At 39.1% G+C, this 22,962-nt stretch carries 20 protein-coding genes and 1 tRNA gene; 5 read left to right on the top strand and 16 right to left on the bottom strand.

Annotated features, from left to right (window positions below; translation table 11 throughout):
- Positions 1–139: 139 nt before the first annotated feature.
- The 10 genes from drt3b to H5164_RS19070 form a co-directional block, all read right to left on the bottom strand.
- On the bottom strand, positions 140–2,191 hold the full coding sequence (gene drt3b / locus H5164_RS19115) for an antiviral reverse transcriptase Drt3b (RefSeq protein ID WP_182757339.1): 2,052 nt from the start codon (positions 2,189–2,191) through the stop codon (positions 140–142).
- 181 nt (positions 2,192–2,372) lie between these two features.
- On the bottom strand, positions 2,373–3,512 hold the full coding sequence (gene drt3a, locus H5164_RS19110; RefSeq protein ID WP_182757338.1) for an antiviral reverse transcriptase Drt3a: 1,140 nt from the start codon (positions 3,510–3,512) through the stop codon (positions 2,373–2,375).
- A 101-nt stretch (positions 3,513–3,613) separates the two neighbouring features.
- Positions 3,614–5,503, bottom strand: coding sequence for a replication endonuclease (locus H5164_RS19105; RefSeq protein WP_182757337.1), 1,890 nt, complete (start codon positions 5,501–5,503; stop codon positions 3,614–3,616).
- Entirely contained in the window at positions 5,496–5,774 is a 279-nt protein-coding gene (locus H5164_RS19100; protein WP_182757336.1) for a hypothetical protein, read from the bottom strand. The genes H5164_RS19105 and H5164_RS19100 overlap by 8 nt, the downstream gene beginning before the upstream one ends.
- Complete coding sequence (locus H5164_RS19095) at positions 5,774–6,046, bottom strand: hypothetical protein (protein WP_182757335.1); 273 nt, start codon at positions 6,044–6,046, stop codon at positions 5,774–5,776. The genes H5164_RS19100 and H5164_RS19095 overlap by 1 nt, the downstream gene beginning before the upstream one ends.
- Positions 6,030–6,218: a helix-turn-helix domain-containing protein gene (locus H5164_RS19090; RefSeq protein WP_182721987.1), complete on the bottom strand. Its 189-nt coding sequence runs from the start codon at positions 6,216–6,218 to the stop codon at positions 6,030–6,032. Before H5164_RS19090 ends, H5164_RS19095 begins: the two co-directional genes overlap by 17 nt.
- A gap of 117 nt (positions 6,219–6,335) precedes the next feature.
- Entirely contained in the window at positions 6,336–6,629 is a 294-nt protein-coding gene (locus H5164_RS19085) for a hypothetical protein (RefSeq protein ID WP_182757334.1), read from the bottom strand.
- Between the two features lie 15 nt (positions 6,630–6,644).
- Entirely contained in the window at positions 6,645–7,238 is a 594-nt protein-coding gene (locus H5164_RS19080; protein WP_182757333.1) for a hypothetical protein, read from the bottom strand.
- 214 nt (positions 7,239–7,452) lie between these two features.
- A tRNA-Arg gene (locus H5164_RS19075) sits at positions 7,453–7,528 on the bottom strand.
- 69 nt (positions 7,529–7,597) lie between these two features.
- Positions 7,598–8,806, bottom strand: a complete 1,209-nt coding sequence (locus H5164_RS19070) for a flagellar assembly protein FlgT (RefSeq protein ID WP_259396879.1) — start codon at positions 8,804–8,806, stop codon at positions 7,598–7,600.
- Between the two features lie 268 nt (positions 8,807–9,074).
- On the opposite strand from H5164_RS19070, the gene H5164_RS19065 reads away from it, so the two are divergent.
- Positions 9,075–9,785 carry a FlgO family outer membrane protein gene (locus tag H5164_RS19065; RefSeq protein WP_182757332.1) on the top strand — a complete coding sequence of 237 codons (711 nt, stop codon included), beginning with the start codon at positions 9,075–9,077 and terminating at the stop codon, positions 9,783–9,785.
- Positions 9,782–10,228 (top strand): LPP20 family lipoprotein, encoded by a 447-nt coding sequence (locus tag H5164_RS19060; protein WP_182697980.1) that lies wholly within the window; start codon positions 9,782–9,784, stop codon positions 10,226–10,228. Before H5164_RS19065 ends, H5164_RS19060 begins: the two co-directional genes overlap by 4 nt.
- Positions 10,229–10,350: 122 nt before the next feature.
- Here H5164_RS19060 and H5164_RS19055 read toward each other — a convergent pair whose 3' ends face one another.
- Both H5164_RS19055 and H5164_RS19050 read right to left on the bottom strand, forming a co-directional pair.
- A complete protein-coding gene (locus H5164_RS19055) occupies positions 10,351–11,295 on the bottom strand; it encodes a DUF6268 family outer membrane beta-barrel protein (protein ID WP_182757331.1) in 945 nt (314 codons plus the stop codon).
- Positions 11,296–11,401: 106 nt separating this feature from the next.
- A complete protein-coding gene (locus tag H5164_RS19050; RefSeq protein WP_182757330.1) occupies positions 11,402–12,052 on the bottom strand; it encodes a TetR/AcrR family transcriptional regulator in 651 nt (216 codons plus the stop codon).
- A gap of 244 nt (positions 12,053–12,296) precedes the next feature.
- Here H5164_RS19050 and H5164_RS19045 point away from each other — a divergent pair, with 244 nt between their 5' ends.
- Both H5164_RS19045 and H5164_RS19040 read left to right on the top strand, forming a co-directional pair.
- Positions 12,297–13,418, top strand: coding sequence for an efflux RND transporter periplasmic adaptor subunit (locus H5164_RS19045; protein WP_182721991.1), 1,122 nt, complete (start codon positions 12,297–12,299; stop codon positions 13,416–13,418).
- On the top strand, positions 13,415–16,483 hold the full coding sequence (locus H5164_RS19040; RefSeq protein ID WP_182757329.1) for an efflux RND transporter permease subunit: 3,069 nt from the start codon (positions 13,415–13,417) through the stop codon (positions 16,481–16,483). Before H5164_RS19045 ends, H5164_RS19040 begins: the two co-directional genes overlap by 4 nt.
- Positions 16,484–16,566: 83 nt before the next feature.
- Here the strand turns inward: H5164_RS19040 and H5164_RS19035 are convergent, their stop codons facing one another.
- The gene (locus H5164_RS19035) at positions 16,567–16,710 is read right to left on the bottom strand and encodes a hypothetical protein (protein ID WP_220492760.1); all 144 of its coding nucleotides are present in this window, start codon (positions 16,708–16,710) and stop codon (positions 16,567–16,569) included.
- A 390-nt stretch (positions 16,711–17,100) separates the two neighbouring features.
- Here H5164_RS19035 and H5164_RS19030 point away from each other — a divergent pair, with 390 nt between their 5' ends.
- Complete coding sequence (locus tag H5164_RS19030) at positions 17,101–19,107, top strand: methyl-accepting chemotaxis protein (RefSeq protein ID WP_182721993.1); 2,007 nt, start codon at positions 17,101–17,103, stop codon at positions 19,105–19,107.
- 492 nt (positions 19,108–19,599) lie between these two features.
- Here the strand turns inward: H5164_RS19030 and cydX are convergent, their stop codons facing one another.
- The 3 genes from cydX to H5164_RS19015 are packed head-to-tail and all read right to left on the bottom strand — an operon-like array spanning position 19,600 to position 22,439.
- Positions 19,600–19,710 (bottom strand): cytochrome bd-I oxidase subunit CydX, encoded by a 111-nt coding sequence (cydX, locus tag H5164_RS19025; RefSeq protein WP_124016873.1) that lies wholly within the window; start codon positions 19,708–19,710, stop codon positions 19,600–19,602.
- Between the two features lie 17 nt (positions 19,711–19,727).
- A complete protein-coding gene (gene cydB, locus H5164_RS19020; RefSeq protein ID WP_182697974.1) occupies positions 19,728–20,867 on the bottom strand; it encodes a cytochrome d ubiquinol oxidase subunit II in 1,140 nt (379 codons plus the stop codon).
- 15 nt (positions 20,868–20,882) lie between these two features.
- Positions 20,883–22,439, bottom strand: a complete 1,557-nt coding sequence (locus H5164_RS19015; RefSeq protein ID WP_124016871.1) for a cytochrome ubiquinol oxidase subunit I — start codon at positions 22,437–22,439, stop codon at positions 20,883–20,885.
- Positions 22,440–22,962: the final 523 nt, after the last annotated feature.

Raw genomic sequence — 22,962 nt, 5'->3', positions numbered from 1 at the left:
GGAATCTTGTATTCTATATTGGAAGCAGCTCACCCCTAAGCTGCTAAACAACCTTTCCCATTCATAGGGCTCCAGTTGCACTCTACGAGTGTGTAGCGCTGCCTACAGCGATTAACGGTAGAGGTGATGTAGAGCATGCTTAATATACGCTATCACTTTGTTTAGCGTCAAGTTCTTTACCAAAATCAAAATTTTCCCACTTAGTGAAATGCAGTCTATTGTCTTCGATTATTGCTTTTCGCTCAGCCGGAGAGGTTATACCATAAATTTTTAAAAGATAATGTTTAAAGCTACTCATTAAATGAGGACAGGCGATACAATCCATCAAAAGTAAAAAGCACTCGCTATCCTTAGTTAGGGTTGATGAGCTATCTTTAATCTTCAGCACTATGGTTTTTTTTACAGCTTTCTTGATCGAGTTATACCTTTTTTTATTTTTCACATAAAATATTATTGCAACAATTGAAAAATAGTTTAATTTCAAATCAAACTCTAAGAGTCCTCGATTATCAATACCACCAAAGTAACTAATTAATGACTTCTCACTTAACCAATAATCTTTCCCTAACTCTGAGATTACCGTTAACAAATATAAAGTTTCAACTTGAGTGTACATCCTACTTTCATACTTACGCATTACAAAATTAACATTATCATATATTATCTTAAAAACTTGATGCATATCATCGAACTTTATATATTTAGTTCTTGAAAAATCTATAATTAATTTTAAAATACGACTTAGCTTTATCGTCGTGTTAACTCTTGGTGCAACTGTATAAATAAAAAAACAAAATTCCAAACAAGAGTGAATAGAAAGTAAAAAGGATTTATAATCATTTTGATTTGATACCCCCAAGATATAATCAGAAAATGCTTTTTTAAGTCTTGCCTCAACAATAGTAAGTGTATAATTTATTACACTCTTATAATCGGCACAACTTTCTGCCAATATCATTTTGAAATCTGTAATTAGAGATTTTGATTTAACATTAAATCTTGGAGTTAGTTCTCCGTCCCCGCTTTCACTTTTAACTAACTCAAGATTAATTCTATTCGTCAAAAAATCTGATATTTTTCTTTTTGCAATTGTTATTTCCGTGATAATTGGTTTGTTGTAAACCATCTCTTTCTCTGAATTTATACCTAGCTTATATTCACTCAACAACCCCTCTAAAGAAGAAAACAAAGCTTTATATGCTTTTTCATCATTAAAAAACACAAAGTAATCATCCACATACCGATACACATCGTAATCAACGCCAAATTTAAAATTTTGTAAATCAAGGTCTTTTTCAAGATTGTAGTCAATACGTTGCAGAATGATTTCAGCAAAAATCCTAGAAACTTCAGGACCAATTAAAATCCCATTAGTTTCATTATAATTTTGAGTTCTTAGAAGTCGATCGAAATTATCTGGAAAAGTTTTCAACAAAACATCCTGCCCACCAGAGTAAGCTATTGAGTGTTTAACAGCCCCCTTTCCTAATACAGCCCAAGCAATTGAATGTGTATATATAGAATCAAAACATTTTGAAATATCAAGTTGAGACATATGATCATATCTCTTTTCACATTTATGGTAATCAATAGATTCAAAAAACTGATGTATATTATTAATCTTTTTATATCCAAAAAACGACTTCAAGTTCTTATATTTATTATCATAAACCTGTTCATTACCATTCGACAAAATAACTGTTGAACTTTTCTTTTCTTCATCATAAAACCTTGTCGTTGCAATTCGAGAAGGGGCTCGAAGGCTGAAGCTAGATATTCCTGAGTTATATATGATCAATTCTTTAAAGCGACTGTAGAAACTTATAACATCAAGTTGATTTCTTGGGTGAATTACAGAAAGCTTTCTAAGACTTTTTTCTTTATGGCTAATTCCATATGAGAAAGGTATAGTTATAAACTTATTATTTGAGTAATTAAATACTCTTTTTCCGCCTTTGATTTTTATTTTAATTTTTTCATTACTATTAATACCAAGTAGTAATAATATTATTGCTTCAATAGCTACTGGTAGTATTTTCCAGGTCGCAACCCCTTCCTCAACTCTTAATTCAGTGTCAATTAAAAAGTCATAATAAAAACGATTAGAAAACGTTATTGGCGTCTCATATGGTAAAGTGTCTGAAAGAATAACCCTTTCATTAGTATTTTTAACTTTTAACCTAGTTCTCATAACCCCCACCCTCGACCAATAACTGAAAACTCTTTTAAGTTAAAACTAACAAAACTTCTCTTTGTGAAACCATATTCAAAGGAATACATCCCCCTAATTTTCTTAAGAAGCGGAGCGTTTTCTAAACTTGAAAGTTCGCTCTGAAGTTGGTCATCAAGTAATTTAAGAAATTTTTTATCTGTCACCCATTTATTATTGTTATATATACCGATAACTGCATTACCTTTATTGTTAGAAAGCGTAGCCTTAACATCAGTTCAGCCCTTGCTAATTTCGGGGTTTTAATATAACTATTATTATACTTATCAATAGAGAATTTTATTTTTGATATATACTTATCTTTCTTCTTTTTAGAAATACCAATTTCAATAGAATTTGATTGTTTTTTAAAACTATATCCTAAATAATCGAATTCAAAAACATCTGACTCAAAAGTTGAGTGCACTGAAGTTTTTTCAAGCTCAGTGCTTAACTCGAGCTCTTCCTCTTCAAGATAAGACTTTATCAAATCCAGATAATTATCGTTAGAATCTCTATTTTTTTGAGTGACGATTAAAATGATATCATCTACATACCTAGCATAAAAAACTAAGTTCTCTAAAGATCTAATTTTAAAATCAAAATCTTTCAAATAAAGCTCAGCTAAATATGCACTTATACCGATACCCCTTGGAATACCTTTATCACTAAAGACTTTGTATGAACGCAATAACTTGGCAATTATTTTTCGACTAGACAAACTTAAAGCTGCACTTTCGTTTAATTTTTTTAATAAAAGCACTGGAGATATAGACTCGTAAAATGATTTAATATCAGTCCTAATTATATGAAAAGGATATTTATTATTTAAACAAGAATATAATTGAGGAATAATCAAATCCCTATCATTTTGTTTAACACCATATGTATATCGTATATTTCTTTGAATTTGCTTTTCGGCAAATAAGGAGCTCGCACTATTACCTATTGAGTAAACAGCTTTATTATTAATTAATTTTAAAGATTTTTTAATTTCAAAATAAAAATCTTTAGAGGATATTTCTTTTGAAACAATTTCTAATTTTTTACTTATTATTTCATCCCTGTTTCTCTTTAACAGCTTCAATAGCAAATATAAATTCCTAACTCTTAAATCGAACCAGTCTTTAGAATAGTTCCTTCTCCTACTATAATGCTTCGAAATAGCACTTTTCAACCTCTTTATTTTTTCATAACAATCAATAACTTCAGGGAATAATTTTGAAAAAACGTTATTCCCATTATTATTCTCACTCTTATAGATATAGTAAAGGTTTTGTGCAGAAAAAGACTGATCAAACATAATAATCCCTTATTTTTTTAGTTCGTCTATATTATATCTATTTATCAATATAATCTGCTTCAAAGCAATGTACAATCAATAAGTTAATAAAATTAGTACACTTATTGACAGAACTCCAAGTTAGAGCGATTAGGCTCAATTTTACCATTAGCTTGTGAATAGCTTAACGTCCACTCATGTACTCTAGTGACGATTTCAAAGCCTAAAGCCACAATGCCTTTTAACTGCACGATAAGTTCGTCACCATATCGATTAAGTTTATAGATACTAGATTCAACATTACCATGAACTGAATTACGGGATTGCTTAGGTAATACCTCGCTTCTATCAGAAGCTATTCCCGCATTAATTTCCGCATTGGCATCTTGGAATTTTGCTGAATTTCCAGAAATACCATTAGTGTTCAATCCCTGATGACACTTAGCATTTTCCGAACTTGGTATGGGCACACCGATTGAACTCAACTTAGGTTGAGCCACTGCATCCCTAGAGTCTTCATAGGCATTGCGGCAATTGTCATCAGAAGTATGATTTAAAGACTTTTGTTTTTTATGTTCGTATAAAGGTCTAATTAACTGATCATCACGCTTACAAAAAACGCCGCCCATGAGTTCAGTGTAACGACCCCAATCGGAGTCATCAGCGGCTTGCCTAATTTCTTCCACCCACTCTAGGCTTTCATCAGTTATTTTACTTAACCGTCTTAATTCACGCCAAGGTGTTACTCCTACTCCACCAATTTGCTGAAATTGACGAATCCCCCAACAGGAAGCCCAAACACGAATACGTGTAGCTGCGGTGACAGACTCAGTTCCATAAAGGTCATGTTCAATCCCTTCACCATCAATTCCTTTGGCTACATACTTGGCAATATATCCCGTTGCAGAACCTTTATTAGGATCGATGTATTCAACCTTAAAACGGTGTTCTTTTGCACCTTGTTCGTCCCCCTCTTCTTGTAGGCAATATTCTTGAAAGGTTTCGACTAATTGTTGTTGCTGCTCATTTTCAACAAATAACAATAAATGCCAATGGGGTGTGCCGTCATGGTGAGGCTCTGCTACCCTAAAACCAAATGGAGTAATTTTGTCACGATTAAGTGATGCTCTAATTCTTTGGAATGTTCGATTGAGATAATCTTGCCCATCCAAAGGTGTTGCGCCTTGCCACTTAGGGTTTTCTGCACCAGATTTAGCAAAGCAACGGTGATACTTAGACGGTGTGGTCATTGTCAAAAATACAGCTGAGTAGCCATGCTTTGTGGCGTAATCTTCAAAGCCACGAATGCGCACCATCAGTTCAGCTTTACGGATTTTAGGATTAGACACATTAAGGTCTGATAATTCAGCAAGGCTTACACTGTAATCAAGCTCATTAGTGGCTAAGGTATTCTCAAGCTGTTCACGACTGCTGAGCCATTGGCTCTTAATGCTCTCAACGGTAATGTCACTGGCATAAATACTACGATGACGATTAATTTGGTTTAGGACCCGCGAAATAGTTTCAACTTGCCTGTTATGGAGCCGTCTAAGTTTTGGCTTCCACCATAGCGGATCACAAGCACGCTTAATCACCCCAATGACTTTTGAATATTCTTCATCACTCAAACAGTCATTTTCGAGGTGATTTAAAATAGTATCCGTTAATGGGCGCGGCTTAATTTGATTGCAATTTATATAGCGCGAAATTGCAAAATAGGTATGTTTTAAACCATTAGAGTAATGCCTAATAACCATATTGGCGCATTGGCGAGCGTGGTGTTTAGACTTTTGCTTAAAATTGGGAGATTTAATATTAACGCTAGTCATTCGAATACTGCTGTGACCCAGTATTTTTGAAATAGCTTTCGTTGTTTGTAACAAATCTAAATTAGCTTCACTATGGTGTGAAAAGCGATCATAACGTTGCTTTAGTACAGTCTTATAGATTTGAGGAATGCCATGAAGTCTTTTAGCCACAAAGCGAGCATTATCCATTTCAACTCTAGTCATTAGATTGCCCTCCATGTTGCTTTAGCCATTCATGCCCACGATGATTGAGTGAGCAACGTTGCCACTTTACGCCCGCAATGTAATGGGGACTCTCGACTAAGAAGCCTTGTAGCTTCAATTTACACAATGTTCGTTTTTGAAAATGACCCGTATATGAGTCATAACCGATCATCTTGCCTAGGTCGGGACATATCTCAATACAGACCTCGATGTGGTTATCTTGAGATAACCACTCAATGAATGTGACTTGTTCATTAGTAAAGGCGGCCATTACTTGCCTCCTTCACTATCTGAAGCCGTTACATTATGTAACGGGCTCACTTCTATACTGTCAGAATTGTCATCCATGGGCTTGTTAACAGGTACATGTTCCGTTAACGGGTACAAGCTCGATTCACAAGCTTCATTTTGCCGTAACAGGATAATGTACTCGTTAGGTTCACGAAGCTCTTTAAGCTCATTAACAGATCTTTTAAGAGTGCTATTTATATTTAATAGCGAGCAAATAATCATTCCCGCTAAAAAGCTATACAGTGTGTTCATATACCCTCCCGTTAACGAAGTTTTCAACATCGCTTTGGCGGTACATCACACGACGACCAACTTTGATAAAACAGAGAGGATAGCGGCCAGTACAACGCCACACAGAAAGAGTGCCACTTGTGACACCTAAAAACTCAGCAACCTGAGCAGGGGTAAGTAATAGATTATTCATGTTAACTCCTAATAATGTATATATTTCAGGAGTGAGAATAAAATTATTGGATTAGAGTGTATGTACAATCAAGCTGCTTAAAAATACATTAAGCTGCTTGACTGTATTTTCACACCTTTAGACTTTCTGTTTTTTAAATCGCTCAGTTGATCTAAACCAATTAATCACAGTTCTATGTCCATTAACTACACTATTGAAAATGAAGTCATGTTTTTTGCCAATTTCTACAATTTGAGGGTAAAGTGCCTCAGCAGCTTTAGTGTAAGAAGTGAATTCGTTAGTAGATAGAAAAAGTGCGATCGCTTCCTCCGATGTTGCCAAAGAACCTTGCTGAGTTTTTTTTCCGCCTTTCTTACCAGCTAGTTTATTCTGCTCAAGAACAGCAATATTCTTGATAATCTGCTCTCTCATTAGTATGGCGTGTGATTATTGATTGAGAATAAATGCTTTTATTAACATATCGGCAAAAATATCCGCTTGCTCATTTAGCCCACTCAATTGACAGACCAACATACCCTTAAACAATCTGAACAATTCATGCCTGTGTTCAGTTGAAGTTTTGCCTGTAAATCTAGCAATCAAAGTTTTAATTTGTGGTGTTACAAATGCTTCAGACTTAGGTGAACAAACTCTTAATGCTTCGCCGAACGATTGAGTAGCTTCTATCTCTTTAACTTTGCTCATAAGTGGACTTTCGCTATCGATGATACTTATAAATAGTTTTATCGCCATGCCCCAAACTTGACAGCGTGACTCATGCAATTCATCAAATATTGATAGTCCATGGGGAGTTTTGGCAAGTGCTTTGACTATAACTTCATCTGAATCCGTATCTGATATGGCTGTATAGTAGCTTTTTACACTGAGGACAAATCGAAATATTTGCTCTACATAAATGTCTAATTCTTTTTGTAAGTTGTCTTTATCGATATTTCCTATCAACGATTCGGGCATTAAATCGATAATGTTATCGATTAATGACTCTTTGTTCGCCAGTAAATTAATCTCTGAAACTTCCATTTAATGTTCACCGCATCATGCTATTTGACTTAAATGGAATTTAACGAAAAATAGGCTTTGAGTCCATGATTGGGTTCAAACTATCGAAAAGCGGAGTTTTGAAGAATGCTTAAAAAAAAATTCCAAAAAAGTGGTTTCCAGAGGCGGCACATAGGCGGCACAACTTTTGACGATTTTAGTAAGCGTTTGATTTTTAAGGTAAAAAGAGGTGTTATGGTCTCCCCACAGGGACTCGAACCCCGATCGGCCGCTTAGGAGGCGGCTGCTCTATCCTGTTGAGCTATAGAGAGACCCAGTGATTATACTGAGTTTATAATCGAATTAAACCTTTTAAATTTAATTGCTTAATTAACAACCAACTAGTTCTTAATCGCAATGTCATTCACTTGAATATTATAAGCACTGTCGATACCGTCAAAGATTGCCGTTGAACTGTCTTCGGTCACTTGTTCGATAACCACATTCGCCCGACTTTTAGTCGCGATAGCGCGCATAGAGTTGAATCTGTCGGGGATGTTTTTCTGTAGGACGATTTGGAACTTATCACCCATTTTAACGCCATTTTTACGGCCTAAATTGATGATAATGCGATCACCATCTCTTGCGACAATTTGGCCTAGTAATGGTCGGCAATTAAGTTGCTTATCTAACGACATAACGCTTTGTTGTAAAATATCACTGATCGCCTGGCCATAAGATGATCGCCAAAAGCGTTGATTAGCTGGTGACACTATTTCTTGTCGTTCAAATTCCCAAGGCGCTGATGTCGCAAATGATTCCGACCAGACCACTTCACCGCTAATGCCATGATAAAGGGTTAATTTAAGGATAAATTGCCTCAGTGGATCATCTTCTACAAAGCCCAAATAACTGCTTTGTACTGGTTCAGTTGAAATATCAATAATTTCGGGCTGCAGCAAATATTGGCTGTCGGTGAGTTCACCTAACCAACTGGGTATGCGGTTACCTCTAAAATTGACCAATTGATTGGTATTATCAATTTTCTCATCTGCATGTAGCCTGGCAAAACTGTAACGCGATTGCGCGTTAATCGCTTTGCCTAATTGTTCGGTAATGCGCTCTTCAAAGTGGGCTAATTGACCATAGCGTAATTGTTCGCGTTCTTGTAAATAAGCTTGAGGCAGCATAATCGCAGCTTTGAGTGATTGGCTTTTACATTGGGCATCGGGCTCTTGTTCGCTAAGCTCAAGCTGTAAAATGACAGTAATAGTATGCTCGCTGATCATTTCACTCATTAATTCAACATTATTGGCCGAGCCCATACGCTGCATTTGAAAAGTATCTTGAGTAAGCCGTCCTTGGTTAACTTGTTGTTCGCTAGAAAAGTTAACTCCCGCTTTTAAACTGGCATAATTTAATGCTTGGCTGATAGCGTCTTCGCGAGCTTTATCAATATCGCCATTAACAATTTTGGCTTTGCCAGTCACTTCAATTTGTTCAGCAAATGCAGACATTGTCACTAGCAAGCCACTTGCACATAATATGGCTATGACAGCAAGATGACTAAAGGGATTAGCTCGGTTAGTAGGGCTGTGTCGGATCAGCATACGATGTCCTAATGTCAAAAAAACGTCTATTTGGCTTAATAAAATGAATTAAGCTTACTCTATATTTTACAAAGCAAAAATTGTGCCTATAACCGCTTTAATAGTTTTTTTTAGATGTAGGGTAATTATAGTAAAGCTTCTAACGCATTTGCCGATATAAAGGAACGAATATTAGAGAGTAAAAAATTGACCTTAGTTACCGATAAATAAGGCGATAAAATGGCTCATTTATACCAAGACTTGCGGCATTTTTGTAAGAGGAATTATTATGATTAATAGGCTTGTTGTCCCAACGGTCATACTGGCGTCATTGACGTTAGTTGCATGCACCCAAACGCCTAATGCTGCCAATAATCTTGCCTTTAGTAATAACGGTAAATTTGTCAAAGTGGTCGATGAAGATCAGGTTTATCAGCACAAGTTAGCTTATGATATACAAGCTGTTGGAATATCGCCTAAGGGCCAGGTCAATGTGTGGGCAGAAAAGTTAGTCAACGAATTAGTATTGCAAAATGATGCCCTTCGCCCTGATGAACCACTGCTCATTTCTACGCCGGTAATGGCCAGCAATTTAAATACATCCAATGAGTTAGGCCTTCAATTACAGCAAGGATTGCTTGCTGCATTCCATGCCCATGAGTTTAATTTGGTTGATTTAAACGTCGCAACTAATTTACGTGCAACAGAGCAAGGTGAATTTATGTTGAGCCGAAACTGGGAGCTGTTGCGTTCCAATTTACCGGTAGCGCACGTTTTGGTATCAACCATGACCTTAACACCTGAAGGAATAGTCTTTAACGGCCGAATAGTGAATGTGACCAATAATAGAGTGGTTTCGGCGGTGCAATCATTTGTGGCGGCGTCGAGCTTATCGGGTTATTTACAACCGTCTGAAATGATTGAATCGCGTAATGGTTTACTGTATCGCCACGAAAATAAGGGCGACAGTCGTTATACCGTATTAGGAGATAAGCTATGAAGTCGTTAATGTTAATTGTGCTGGTACTGTTAACTGGCTGTGTAAGCAAGGATAAATATGTCCAGTGGGAAACCGAAGCTCCAGCCTCGTTCCCTACCCTAACCGCAATTGGTTATGCACCCTTAGCGACTCAGCCAAGCAAAGAACCATCGCATCGTATTTTAATGGCAATGCAAGCATCAAAAATTGCTGCATATCGTGAGTTAGCAGAGCAAGTGTATGGCCAAAAGATTACCGCAAACAGCGACGTGAGTGAGTGGTTATTAACTGACGACAACGTTAAGTCTAGCGTGAGTGGCATTATTCGCGGGGCTAAAGTGGTAAAAACCTACCCAGCAGGTGAGTTTTATGTCACTGAGTTAGCACTTGATTTTAAACAAGTATGGCAGTTATACGAACAACAAAATCGCCCTAAGCGGGTAAAAGAAGTGACTTACTTCTAGGGCCGATTCACATTAGCAGTTCAGACGATTTTATTAGATAAATGCTCAGTTGCTAGATTAACTTTTACAACAATGCCGCTGATATCAGCGGCATTTTTCATTGTATGGTTTACCACTAATCGTTAAAAGTTCAGTTTAAACACTAAACCGAATGCGGCTTGGTTTTCCATGTCTTCAGTGACATCGGGATAACTTAACTGCATTTCACCGCCAAAATAGTAACCAGCATAAGCGTTAAGGCTAACGTTAGTCGTTGCTTGCCAACCTGCGCGAGCAAAGCCTACCCATTCTTCAACTTCAATGGTTTTGTCATCGTCAGCAATTAAAAAACGCTCTGTTCGCATTGAGCTGCCCACGCCAAAATCCCAGTCACGATTATATTGATAACTTAACTCTAATCCTGCAGGGCCACTAAAACCAGCTTGGAACGGGTTAGCAAGTACCCACTTGTCGCTTATCTGCCAACGCACGGCTAAATAAGGCAAGGTGCGCACTTCTGAAATATCATTTAAATATGCCACACCGAAACCAAGCATATTACCCGAATCAAAGCGGTACATCCCCGAGGCGACGACACCATAACTTTGTGCATTTGAAGATGATGCCGTATCAGCATAGGCATACTGTAATTTGGGTGCGATGAGAAACATCCAATGATTATCTAAGCGATACGATAGTGATAAACCAGCACTGTACTGATGGATGGTTGACCAAGGTTGAGTATTGCTGTGTAACAGGCTGTTTTGGTTAATATCCCAGTCATAATCGAGATTATCGTAGCCTAAGTTTGCCCCTATAGACCACTGACGATTAAGTGGCATGTTTGCCGAAAAACTGGTTTTCCATGTATCTCGTTGTAACTGATTAGGGTTAGCACTCTCTGCGCCTACATTAGCGGTGCCCGTTGATGTACGAGCAACAGTGAGTGAAAACGGTGAACGTTCTGGTGCCGCTAAAGCATGCTGACTTAACAGCAGACCCGATACGCACAATAATGACCGTACAGATAAATTCAGTGACTTATTCTGTGCCGGAGAAGAAATTACCTTAGTGTTGTAAAGCGTCATACTAATCTGCTTCCCTTCAAATAATGAAATAAACTGAATATTACTTTGGCTTAATTGCTCAAGTAATACTGCTATATGGCCAATTAAGTTCAACTTGAGGTTGAGTTTATTTTACGCCCACTTTATGTGCTCGTAAAAACATGTCGGCGGTATCTTGCAGGTATTGTTGTCTGGTGACGATTAAATCTTCTATTTCTAAGCCTAACTCTAGGCGTAATTTTAGCTCACCAAACAACATTAAACACAATCTAACCGCACTTTCATGAGGGTTTTCAAAAAAGTATTCGTTGTGTTCATTGACTTTTGTTAGGTAGTTTCGAACCAATCCTAGTACATGCTTAGGGCCTGCATTATAAAACAATCTAGACACTTCTGGGTGAGTATCGGCTTGAGCAACACAGGTTTTAAACACTGTCATGGCTTCTTTGCTAACAATCATTTCGCCAAACTGCTGTGCAAATAACAAAATAACCTGTTGTGGTTGGCTGGCATCAATTAAGGCATCGTCAGTGAGTTGATGCACAACACATTTCGATTCAATCGCAGACACAAATAAATCGTCTTTAGAACCAAAATGGGAGTAAACAGTTTGTTTTGATACACCGGCATGCTTGGCCACTTCATCCATACTGGTATTAGGGAAACCATGATGACAAAAAAGATCAATCGCAGATTCGAGCACCTGAGCACGCTTTTGTTCACTGCGGCTGATGTGGATCTGCCCGCTGGGATTAAGGGCTGTGTGTTGTTTTGTCATATTGGTTCCATAAATTAGCTCATTAAGCAAATCAAGCCTCTGCATTGCTGATCAGCATTTAGCCTAATAGTAACCAAAAATAGACTGGACAGTCTAGTTTTATAAAATTAGACTATCGAGTCTAGTTAACATTAAAGTTACATTTTACGTTGTGCTGAAAACCTATGAGCTTATTGCCTTTCATGCCAACAGCGAAAAATAAATCAACATTGACACTATTAATTGCTTTGCAAGGAATAAACTTATGAACGCGTCAAAGACATTCACTGCCATCATTCGATACTGGGCGCTAAGTTTAAGCTTAATCGTTTTAAGCGGTTGTGGCTCTGAGGTAAAAGAACACTCGCATACAATTGACTATCAAGCGGTGTTATCACAAAGCTTAGTGTTAAATGACCATTACCAGCATATGCAAACCTATACAGGGACAATTCGCTCAGCCAATACCACAGGTATTGGCTTTGAGCTTGCGGGTAAGCTCAACAATATCTCAGTCGACAGTGGCGATACTGTGACTAAAGGTCAAACATTAGCCCTACTTGATATCGAGTTATTAACGGCCGAACAACAGCAACTGCAAGCCAGTTTATTACAAACCCAAGCGGACATCGATTTAGCCAAAAGCACCTTAGTTCGCACTCAAAAACTAAAACAACAAAATTATGTGTCTGAACAGCAGCTTGATGAAACCCAGCAACAAGTCATTAGCTTACAAGCGAATCAAAAGCGCATAGAAGCCAGCTTAAGTGCCACCCATTTAAAAATTGAAAAATCGACATTGTTAGCTCCATTCAATGGCACTATCAGTCAGCGGTTTCATAATGTCGGCGAAGTGATTGCGCTAGGCAGTCCGGTTTTTACCTTAGTGGGTAACAGTGAGCCTTTAGCTTATATTGGGGTACCGATTGATATTGCACAGCAGTTAGCCGCCGAGCAGATGGTAGATGTCCGTGTAGGTAAACAAACCTTTACCGCTAAAATTGCCGGTATTAGTGCCGAGGTCAATACCATTAGTCGCACGGTGCAGTTGCGTATTCATTTGCCCGACTCAGCCAGAGTAATCAATGGCGAAATAGCTTATTTGGCTTATCAACAAGATGTGCCTGCATCTGGTTACTGGGTGCCGATGTCGGCATTAACCGATGGCGTACGCGGGTTATGGAACGTGTTTGCCTTAGTTAAAGCTGAGCAAGGTTTTTATACCATTGAACGTCGCGATGTTGAAATTATCTATACCAATGAACAACAAGCCTATATTCAAGGCGCCATAAAACCAACCGATATCATTGTCTCTCAAGGCTTGCATAAGTTAGTGGTTAATCAAAAAGTCACCCTAGCTCAAGCTGAGAAAACGGGGGCATTATGATTAAAGCATTTTTAGAAAATGGCCGCCTAACCAGTTTATTTATTGCATTATTAATTGTTGCTGGCTTAGGAGCAATTTCAAGCTTACCGCGTACGGAAGACCCACATATTACGAACCGATTTTCATCGGTTATTACTCAATACCCAGGGGCATCAGCAGAACGCGTTGAAGCACTTGTGACCGAAGTACTCGAAAATCAACTTCGCCGTTTAGAAGAGTTGAAGCTAGTCCAGTCAACTTCCCGCCCGGGTATTTCGGTAATCCAGTTAGAATTAAAAGATACTGTTACCGATACTGCTCCAGTATGGTCACGGGCAAGAGATCTTATTGCCGACAGTAAATCACTGTTACCCGTTGCAGCACAAAACAGTGTATTAGATGATCAGCTAGGGTATGCCAATACCGCTATTTTAGGACTGGTTTGGGCCGATGACAGCCCAGTAAGAGTCGATATTCTTAATCGGTACGCCAAAGAATTACAAAGTCGCTTAAGATTACTCAGCGGTACTGACTTTGCAAAGTTGTATGGCGCACCTGAAGAAGAGATTTTAGTAGAATTAGATGGTAATAAAATCAGTCAACTGCATTTAACTCCCGCAGGTATCGCGGCAATTTTAAATAATGCCGACAGCAAAATTTCCGCCGGTGAAATTAATAACAACCAGTTTAGATCCTTAGTTGAGGTTTCTGGTGAATTAGACTCACAAAACCGTATCCGCCAAGTGCCGTTAAAAGTAGACGCTTACGGCCAAATTATTCGCTTAGGCGATGTGGCCAATATTAGCCGCCAAGCTAAAACGCCTGCATCGAGTATTGCTTTAATCGATAGTCAACAAGGCGTGTTAGTCTCTGCGCGCATGCTCAATAATAACCGCGTCGATGTATGGCAACAGCACGTGAGCAACGCCATTGACGAGTTTTCAGTAAACTTGCCTGCCAATATTAAGGTGCAATGGTTATTTGACCAACAAAGCTATACCAGCGATCGCTTAGGCGACTTGGTGATTAATCTGCTGCAAGGGTTTGTGATTATTTTACTGGTCTTAATGCTGACATTAGGCCTACGTAATGCAGTGATTGTAGCAATATCATTACCACTAACCGCACTGTTTACCCTCACCTGCATGAAATATACTGGACTACCGATCCATCAAATGTCGGTAACAGGGTTAGTGGTTGCGCTGGGTATTATGGTTGATAACGCAATTGTGATTGTTGATGCCATTGCGCAACGCCGTCAGCAAGGTATGAGCAAACTTGAAGCGGTATCTAAAACTCTGCACCACTTATGGCTGCCACTGGCGGGTTCAACCATTACCACCATGTTAGCTTTTGCACCAATTGTGTTAATGCCAGGCGCTGCGGGTGAGTTTGTTGGTGGTATCGCAATTTCGGTGATGTTTGCATTGCTGGGGTCATATATTATTTCGCATACCATTATCGCAGGCCTTGCTGGGCGCTTTAGCCGCAGTGAAAAACCAACGGCTTGGTATCAACAAGGTATGGCATTTCCCAAAATCAGCCAAGCATATACAGCCAGCCTTTACTTTGCGTTAACACGGCCAATACTGACGGCGATTGTTATCGGTATATTACCTATTGTCGGTTTTTTTGCCGCGGGAAAAATGACAGAACAATTTTTCCCTCCGTCTGACCGCGATATGTTCCAAATTGAAGTCTACTTAGCGCCGCATGTGAGTATTGAAAACACCCTAGAACAGGTAAAACTGATTGATAATAAACTGCAAAAAATTGAAGATATTGTGGCTGCGACTTGGGTTGTCGGTGGTAACACGCCCTCTTTCTATTACAATTTAACTCAACGGCAGCAAGGGGCAACTAACTATGCCCAAGCAATGATTAAAGTAACCGATTTTGCTGCGGCTAATCGATTAATTTTACAATTACAGAAAGAGTTTGATGTAGAGTTTCCACAAGCCCAAATCTTGGTTCGAAAACTGGAACAAGGCCCTCCTTTTAACGCTCCGGTAGAGTTGCGTATATACGGCCCCAATCTGGATACATTGAAAGCACTGGGTGAACAAGTGCGCGGGATTTTAGTTGCAACACCCGATGTGATCCATACTCGCGCAACACTAAGTTCTGGCGCGCCAAAAGTGTGGTTACAAGTTAATGAAGATGCCAGCTTAATGAGTGGGTTGAGCCTTAGCGATATTGCCAATCAAATTCAAATGGCAACTACCGGTATAATAGGTGGCAGCATTTTAGAGCAAACAGAATCACTGCCCATTCGCGTTCGTTTAGGCGACAACAGTCGCGAACAAGCCACACGCTTAGCCGAGATAAATCTGGTATCGCCTTCGGGTTCAGGTATACCGCTAGCGGCATTATCTTATAACGAAATCAATGTGAGTCGCGGCGCAATCCCCCGCAGAAATGGCGAACGCGTCAACACTATTGAAGCTTATATCACCAGTGGAGTACTGCCTGCACAAGTATTAAACGAGGTTAAGGATACCATTGCTAATTTGTCTATTCCGGCGGGATATCATCTTGAAATTGGCGGCGAAAGTGCAAAACGTAATGAGGCTGTGGGTAATTTATTGTCAAATGTAGTGTTAGTTGTCACCTTATTACTAGCCACTGTGGTGCTGTCATTTAACTCCTTTAGATTAACGGCAATCATTTTACTGAGTGCATTTCAATCGGCGGGTTTAGGTTTATTATCCGTGTATGTATTTGGCTATCCGTTTGGGTTTACCGTTATTATCGGCTTATTGGGATTAATGGGCTTAGCCATTAATGCTGCGATTGTTATTTTGGCTGAGTTAGAAGATATACCCGAGGCGCGCCATGGTAATATTGAGTTGATCATCAGTACTGTGAGCAGTTGTGGTCGTCATATCGGCTCCACCACCATCACGACTATAGGCGGCTTTTTACCGCTAATTATTGCAGGTGGTGGCTTTTGGCCGCCATTTGCCATAGCCATTGCTGGCGGTACGCTTTTGGCGACCATGTTGTCACTGATTTGGGTGCCTGTAATGTATACCTTGTTGATGAAACCTAAGGTCAACCTTATCAAGAAGCCAATTTCGATTTAATGTTCAATACAAAATAAAAATTTCGCCCTAAACTGGCAGTAAAAATCCGGTTTAGGGCAGTAAGCACAAAACTCAAACATAAATTAAACGGTTTTCTCTAACAAGAACCAATTGGTGTCGTCTTGGGGGAAATTAATGTCTCTGTGGTAAACAAAGCCATAATTAACCAAGGTTAAATCTGAATACTTGTCGAGCATTTCACCGGCCCAACATACTTTCTCGTCCAACCTTATAAGCCACATGACTTCACTAACCTGCACCGTGCAATTAGGTATAAATCGACAATTTGGTCAAATAAACAAGATAATAATTCAAGTCAACTTAATATATTATGGTTAGCTCTACCCTCTTAATACTTGCTGGTAGTGGCCTGAGCAAAAAGGCTGATGCTAATTTAGGCATTGTTAACATAAGCGTTATTGATTAACCTAAAAAAACAGTCTAAATTTAAAATTCCTAGTCGTATTATGCGATAAATGTCCCCATAGAACATGAATCTTCATTTGTTTCACACTTTTGGCTTCATATCAGACAATCTTTACATTTACGCGGTATATTAAATTGAGCGAACCATATCTATTTAGATTAATCATCACAATAATTATGAGAAAGAGCATATGAACTATAAAAACTGGCCTATTTCAAAACAAATAGGCTCTCTTGTCGTGTTGTCATCCGTTATTATTTTCACCGCTATGTCTTGTTTTTCATATCTAACCGCTTCCACTGTATTACATGATAAAGCGATCAAAGCTATACAATCACAAATGGACAGTAATACTCATTTACTTGAACTGGAATACGACAGTATGTTGTCTTCGGCGAAACGTAGCTCCGATATTCTTCGTACTTTATATCCAGGACAATTCTCGATAGAAAATAAATCCGTTGACGTGTTAGGCGTTAAGACTCCGGTTCTTTTACATGATAATGAACAAGTTAATAATGAAAATAATAATGTAGACCGCTTTTCGCAACTAACTGGCGGCGTAGCGACTATATTTGCTCGTGATAATGATGATTTTGTTCGAGTGTCAACATCACTGAAAAAAACGGATGGTAACCGTGCGCTAGGGACTTATCTAGGGGTTAATCACCCAGGCTATAAGCAATTAATTAGTGGTCAAAAATACGAAGGCTATGCCAAGCTTTTTGGCAAAGATTACATGACAATTTATAGCCCAGTAAAAGACAGCAGCGGCAAAGTTAATGCTATCCTTTTTATCGGTTATGACATTAGCCAATCAATTCTGCAAATCCAGAATGCACTTAAAACACTCACACTCGAAGAGTCAGGATCTTATGCCATTATCCGTAATTCTGATAAACAAGTTATTTCTCATCGCGATTTGAACACTGAAGCGCCTTTTACTGAATCATTGTTTAATGGTTTATCGCTTGAACAGGCACTCACAGATAAAGGCAGCTGGGTTTACACTTCATTATCGGATGAAGAGATGTATGCTTATTCAATAAAGATTGCAGGTTGGAATTGGACCATGGTTGGCTATGTGCCAACCAAAGAATTAAATAATGAAAGTTTAGCTATGCTAAAAATTAACGTGATTTTAGCATTGATAGGCATAGTTCTGATTGCTGTTTTACTGTTTATGGTGATCAATCGTGCGATGAAGCCATTAAAAAATCTACAGCAACAAATCGCTAAATTAGGTCAAGGCGATCTTTCACAAACATTCATGCAGTGCTCTGAAAGCAGTGGTAATGAAGTTGATCACATCACTATCAGTGTGACCCAAATGGCTGCGAGTTTGGCGAGTTTAATTGAATCATTAAAACAGTCGGTTATTAGCTTAGAAAACCAAGCAAATCAAAGCCAACAAACATCAAAGTTAAATGGTCATGAAGCAAAAGCACTGTTAAACCAAACAGAGCAAATTGCGACGGCTATCGAAGAGATGTCTTCTTCGATTAAAGACGTCGCCCAAAATGCTAGTCAAGGAGCACAGCAAGCGCAGGAAATTGATAGTGCATCAGCTCAAGGGCATGCTCAGTTAAGCCAAGAGGTCACCGCGCTGCAATCTTTAAGTGAGCAACTCATCCAAAGTCAAAAAAATATTGAAAGTGTCAGCAGTGAGAGCCAAGCTATTAGTAAAGTAACTGAAGTGATTAATGGCATTGCAGAACAAACTAACTTGCTAGCATTAAACGCTGCTATTGAAGCTGCTAGAGCAGGAGAACAAGGTCGTGGTTTTGCCGTTGTGGCTGATGAGGTGCGCTCTCTTGCGCAAAGAACGCAGCGTTCAATTAGTGAGATTAGCTCGACGATAGCTAAATTACAGCATCAAGTAAAATTTACCGCGACACAAATGGTCGAGTGCCAGCAGTTAGGAGCATCTTCAGCTGAACAAGCTAATATCGTCAATCTCCAACTCAGTCAGATTAATCAGAGTATCGGTGAAATGGCAATATTCTCATCCAGTATAGCCAGTGCAACTAATCAACAAAGCACAGTTGCAGATGAGGTGTCTCATAGCTTGCATACTATAGCGACGTTGGCACAAAATAGTGATGAACGGGCAACAAAAGCAGTTAGTGATGCAGAACAATTAACCGCACTTGCTGTCAGCATCAAGCAACAAATTGGAGTATTTAAAGTCGTGTAGTTGACTGGAATTGATAACAGGGATCAGAGCTCAGCAATTGGGTTCTGATCCAATAAAATACTCTTCAGGCCCATGATACCCGATTACCACGCGACTCAAATATCACTAATATTCAAGTACAGCACAGCGCGATTTATCTCTTCTGCAAGTCTCAATTATCACTATATTGAAAGCATTATTACTGTGGTGTCATCCCACTGTTATGATTGTTTTCAGTTATCGTTTTCAGTTATCTTTCTCAGCCTTCTGCATCAATCCCCCTCATCGGCGTCCTACATCGATTGGGCTCTATCTTTATAGACATCAACATAACGTAAAGTGACTTTATATTTGCTCGTTAAGGTTGGCTACAGTCTGAATGAATAACCAAGATAAGTTGGTAATTCGACTACTATCAAGCCTGTTTAGACGTGTGCTTTATTACCTACCAAACAAAAGCCAATAAAAAACCGCCTTGTTACCAAGACGGTTTTTCAATTACAGATGTCGCGATTAGTTGTCGCTGTTACGATCCATATTTTCAGTATTCTCAAGCCATAACGCATTGATAATACCGAATGAACACGCTAACAATACACCAAGAATCCAAGCAAAATACCACATAAATGTTGCTCCTTAATTTAATAAAGTGAGTTTTTATTGTTTTCAATAAACTCACGATTTAAGCGGCCAAACATCTTGTAATAAGTCCAAATGGTATAACTTAGGACAGTCGGTACGAAGATGATAGCGGCAACGGTCATTACTTTAAGTGACATTTGGCTAGCAGTAGCATCCCACATAGTTAAGCTCACATTAGGCTCTAATGATGAAGGCATAACAAATGGGAACATAGCAGCACCACACGTTAAAATCACCCCCGCAACAGCAAGCGAGCTGAAAAAGAATGCAAAACCACTACGATTCAAACGACTGGCTAATACCACTAGTACTGGCATTAACAAACCTAATACAGGAAATAGCATAGTCAAAGGATATTTATCGTAGTTTATCAACCAACCACCGGCTTCAACCGCTACCGTTTTAGTGGTTGGATTTGATGCTCCAGCGACGTCAAGAGCTGAAGTGATCACATAACCATCAATACCATTGACCAACCAAAAGCCTGCTGCACCAAACAGAACCACTAATAGACTGCCACAAATTTGTGATGTCTTAGCACTGCGCACACGAAGCTCGCCGTCCGTCTTCATTTGTAACCATGTAGACCCTTGCATTATCACCATAGTGACACTCACAAGACCAGCTAATAACCCAAACGGATTTAATAAACCGAATAGACCGCCATGGTAGGTAGCACGTAAATATTCATCAAAGTTAAACGGTACACCTTGGAGTAAGTTACCAAATGCAACACCAATGATTAATGGTGGTACGAAACAGCCGACAAATAATGCCTTGTCCCATGTTTTGCGCCATTTTGGATCTTCAATTTTAGAGCGGTAATCAAAGCCAACAGGACGCAAAAAGAGTGCGAACAACACCAGCATCATTGCCACATAAAAACCAGAAAACGCCACTGCGTATACCATAGGCCAAGCTGCAAATAATGCACCACCAGCAGTGATTAACCAAACTTGGTTACCATCCCAGTGCGGAGCAATTGTGTTGATCATGATACGGCGATCGGTATCGTCTTTACCTATAATAGGTAACAATATCCCCACGCCCAGATCAAAGCCATCTGTCACGGTGAAACCAATCAATAATACACCGATTAACGCCCACCAAATAAATCTTAATACTTCGTAATCAAACATAATCAGGTCCTCAGATTAAGCATCTTGGGTTTCGAAATGGTAACGGCCAGTCTTTAAGCTACTAGGGCCAAGACGAGCAAACTTGAACATTAAGAAAGCCTCTATCACCAGTAAAATGGTATAGAACACCGTAATCGAAATAATACTAAACCAAAGATCCGCCGTGGTTAAACTAGACGCCGACATAAAGGTCGGAAGCACTTCAGAAATAGTCCAAGGTTGGCGACCAAACTCTGACACAAACCAACCGGCTTCAATGGCAATCCAAGGAAGTGGCAAGCTATAAAGTGCTGCACGCAGTACCCATTTCTTCTCAGCGATTTGATGACGAGTGCTTTGCCAGAAAGCGGCTGCAAACACAAACAACATAATCACCCCTGCTGCCACCATAATCCGGAAACTCCAGAACATAGGTGCGACAGTTGGAATAGAATCATAAGAGGCCGCTTTAATCTGCTCTTCGGTAGCATCAACCACTTTGTCGGTATAACGCTTAAGCAAGAAACCATAACCTAAATCGATTTTAGTCGCTTCAAATTGCTCTCTAACCTCTGCTGATTTATCACCAGCACGTAGTTTTTCAAGCAATCCGTAGGCAACCATACCGTTACGAATTCGTACTTCGTGATCTTTAATAAGATCCTTAATACCCGTCACTTCTTCGTCTAATGTTCGCGTTGCAATAATACCCATGGCATAAGGGATTTTAATCGCATAGTCGGTTTCCATGGTTTCTTGATTAGGAAAACCAACGACGGTAAAGGCTGCTGGAGCAGGCTCAGTGTGCCACTCAGCTTCAATAGCTGCTAACTTAACACGTTGAACTTCGCCGACTTTATAACCCGACTCATCGCCTAATACGATAACCGATAAAATCGCTGCCATACCAAAGCTTGCTGCAACAGCAAATGAGCGCCGAGCAAACGGTAAGTCACGCCCTTTTAATATGTAGTATGAGCTAATAGCTAACACAAACATCGAACCAGCAACATAACCAGAGGCTACAGTATGAACAAACTTAACTTGCGCGACAGGGTTAAACACTACGGCGCCAAAATCAACCATCTCCATGCGCATGGTTTCATAGTTAAATACTGAACCTACTGGATTTTGCATCCAACCATTGGCAATCAAAATCCATAAGGCTGACATATTAGAGCCGATGGCAACAAGCCATGTGACCACTAAATGCTGACGTTTACTAAAACGATCCCAACCGAAAAAGAACATCCCGACTAACGTTGACTCGAGGAAGAAAGCCATTAAGCCTTCAATGGCCAGAGGCGCACCAAAAATGTCACCTACATAGTGAGAATAGTAGGACCAGTTAGTACCAAACTGGAATTCCATTGCTAAACCCGTAGAAACACCTAGAGCAAAGTTAATCCCAAACAACTTACCCCAAAATTTTGTCATGTCTTTATAGATTTGCTTATTTGTCATCACATACAGTGATTCCATAATCGCAAGGATGAAAGCTAAACCTAGGGTGAGTGGAACAAATAGAAAATGATACATGGCTGTCAACGCAAATTGAAAACGCGATAGCTCAACGACCTCTTCGATAATCATTGGCGGCTCCTTACTTCAGTACAACCAAATACTACACAGTAACACGGGGTTACTATAATGATGATGTTATACCTGAAAACGGTCATATTGAAGCAGTGGATAACTCACCAATGAGTAAAAATGATAAATTAATCTGTTTGCCTGTGTTTTCAAGTGCAATCTTAAACGCCTTGTATCTTACGGTATAAATACCTAGGAGATCATATTTTTTAGTCAAAAATGTGATAAACATTAGATTTTTCGAATGGATAATATTTTGATATAAAAAATCAGGCCTTTACAGTGAAAATCACTCTTAAATGATCTCCAGTTGTTGTCAGATGGATCACAATTTATCAAAAAAATGGTCATATTTTCTGTAAAACTTTTTGAACATCTCTCGCATCCCCCTCTTGAGGTATTGACAAAAACAAGCCAATTGCTAGGAAGATAAATCGATTGAATATAGGTCGCCACAAAAAACCTAACTCATCGCTATTGTTAAAAGAAAGTATAAAAACCAACAACTAAATAATAATTAATA

Source organism: Shewanella sp. SG41-3 (assembly GCF_014164545.1).
Lineage (GTDB): Bacteria > Pseudomonadota > Gammaproteobacteria > Enterobacterales > Shewanellaceae > Shewanella > Shewanella vesiculosa.
This window is presented reverse-complemented; position numbering and strand designations above follow the sequence as displayed.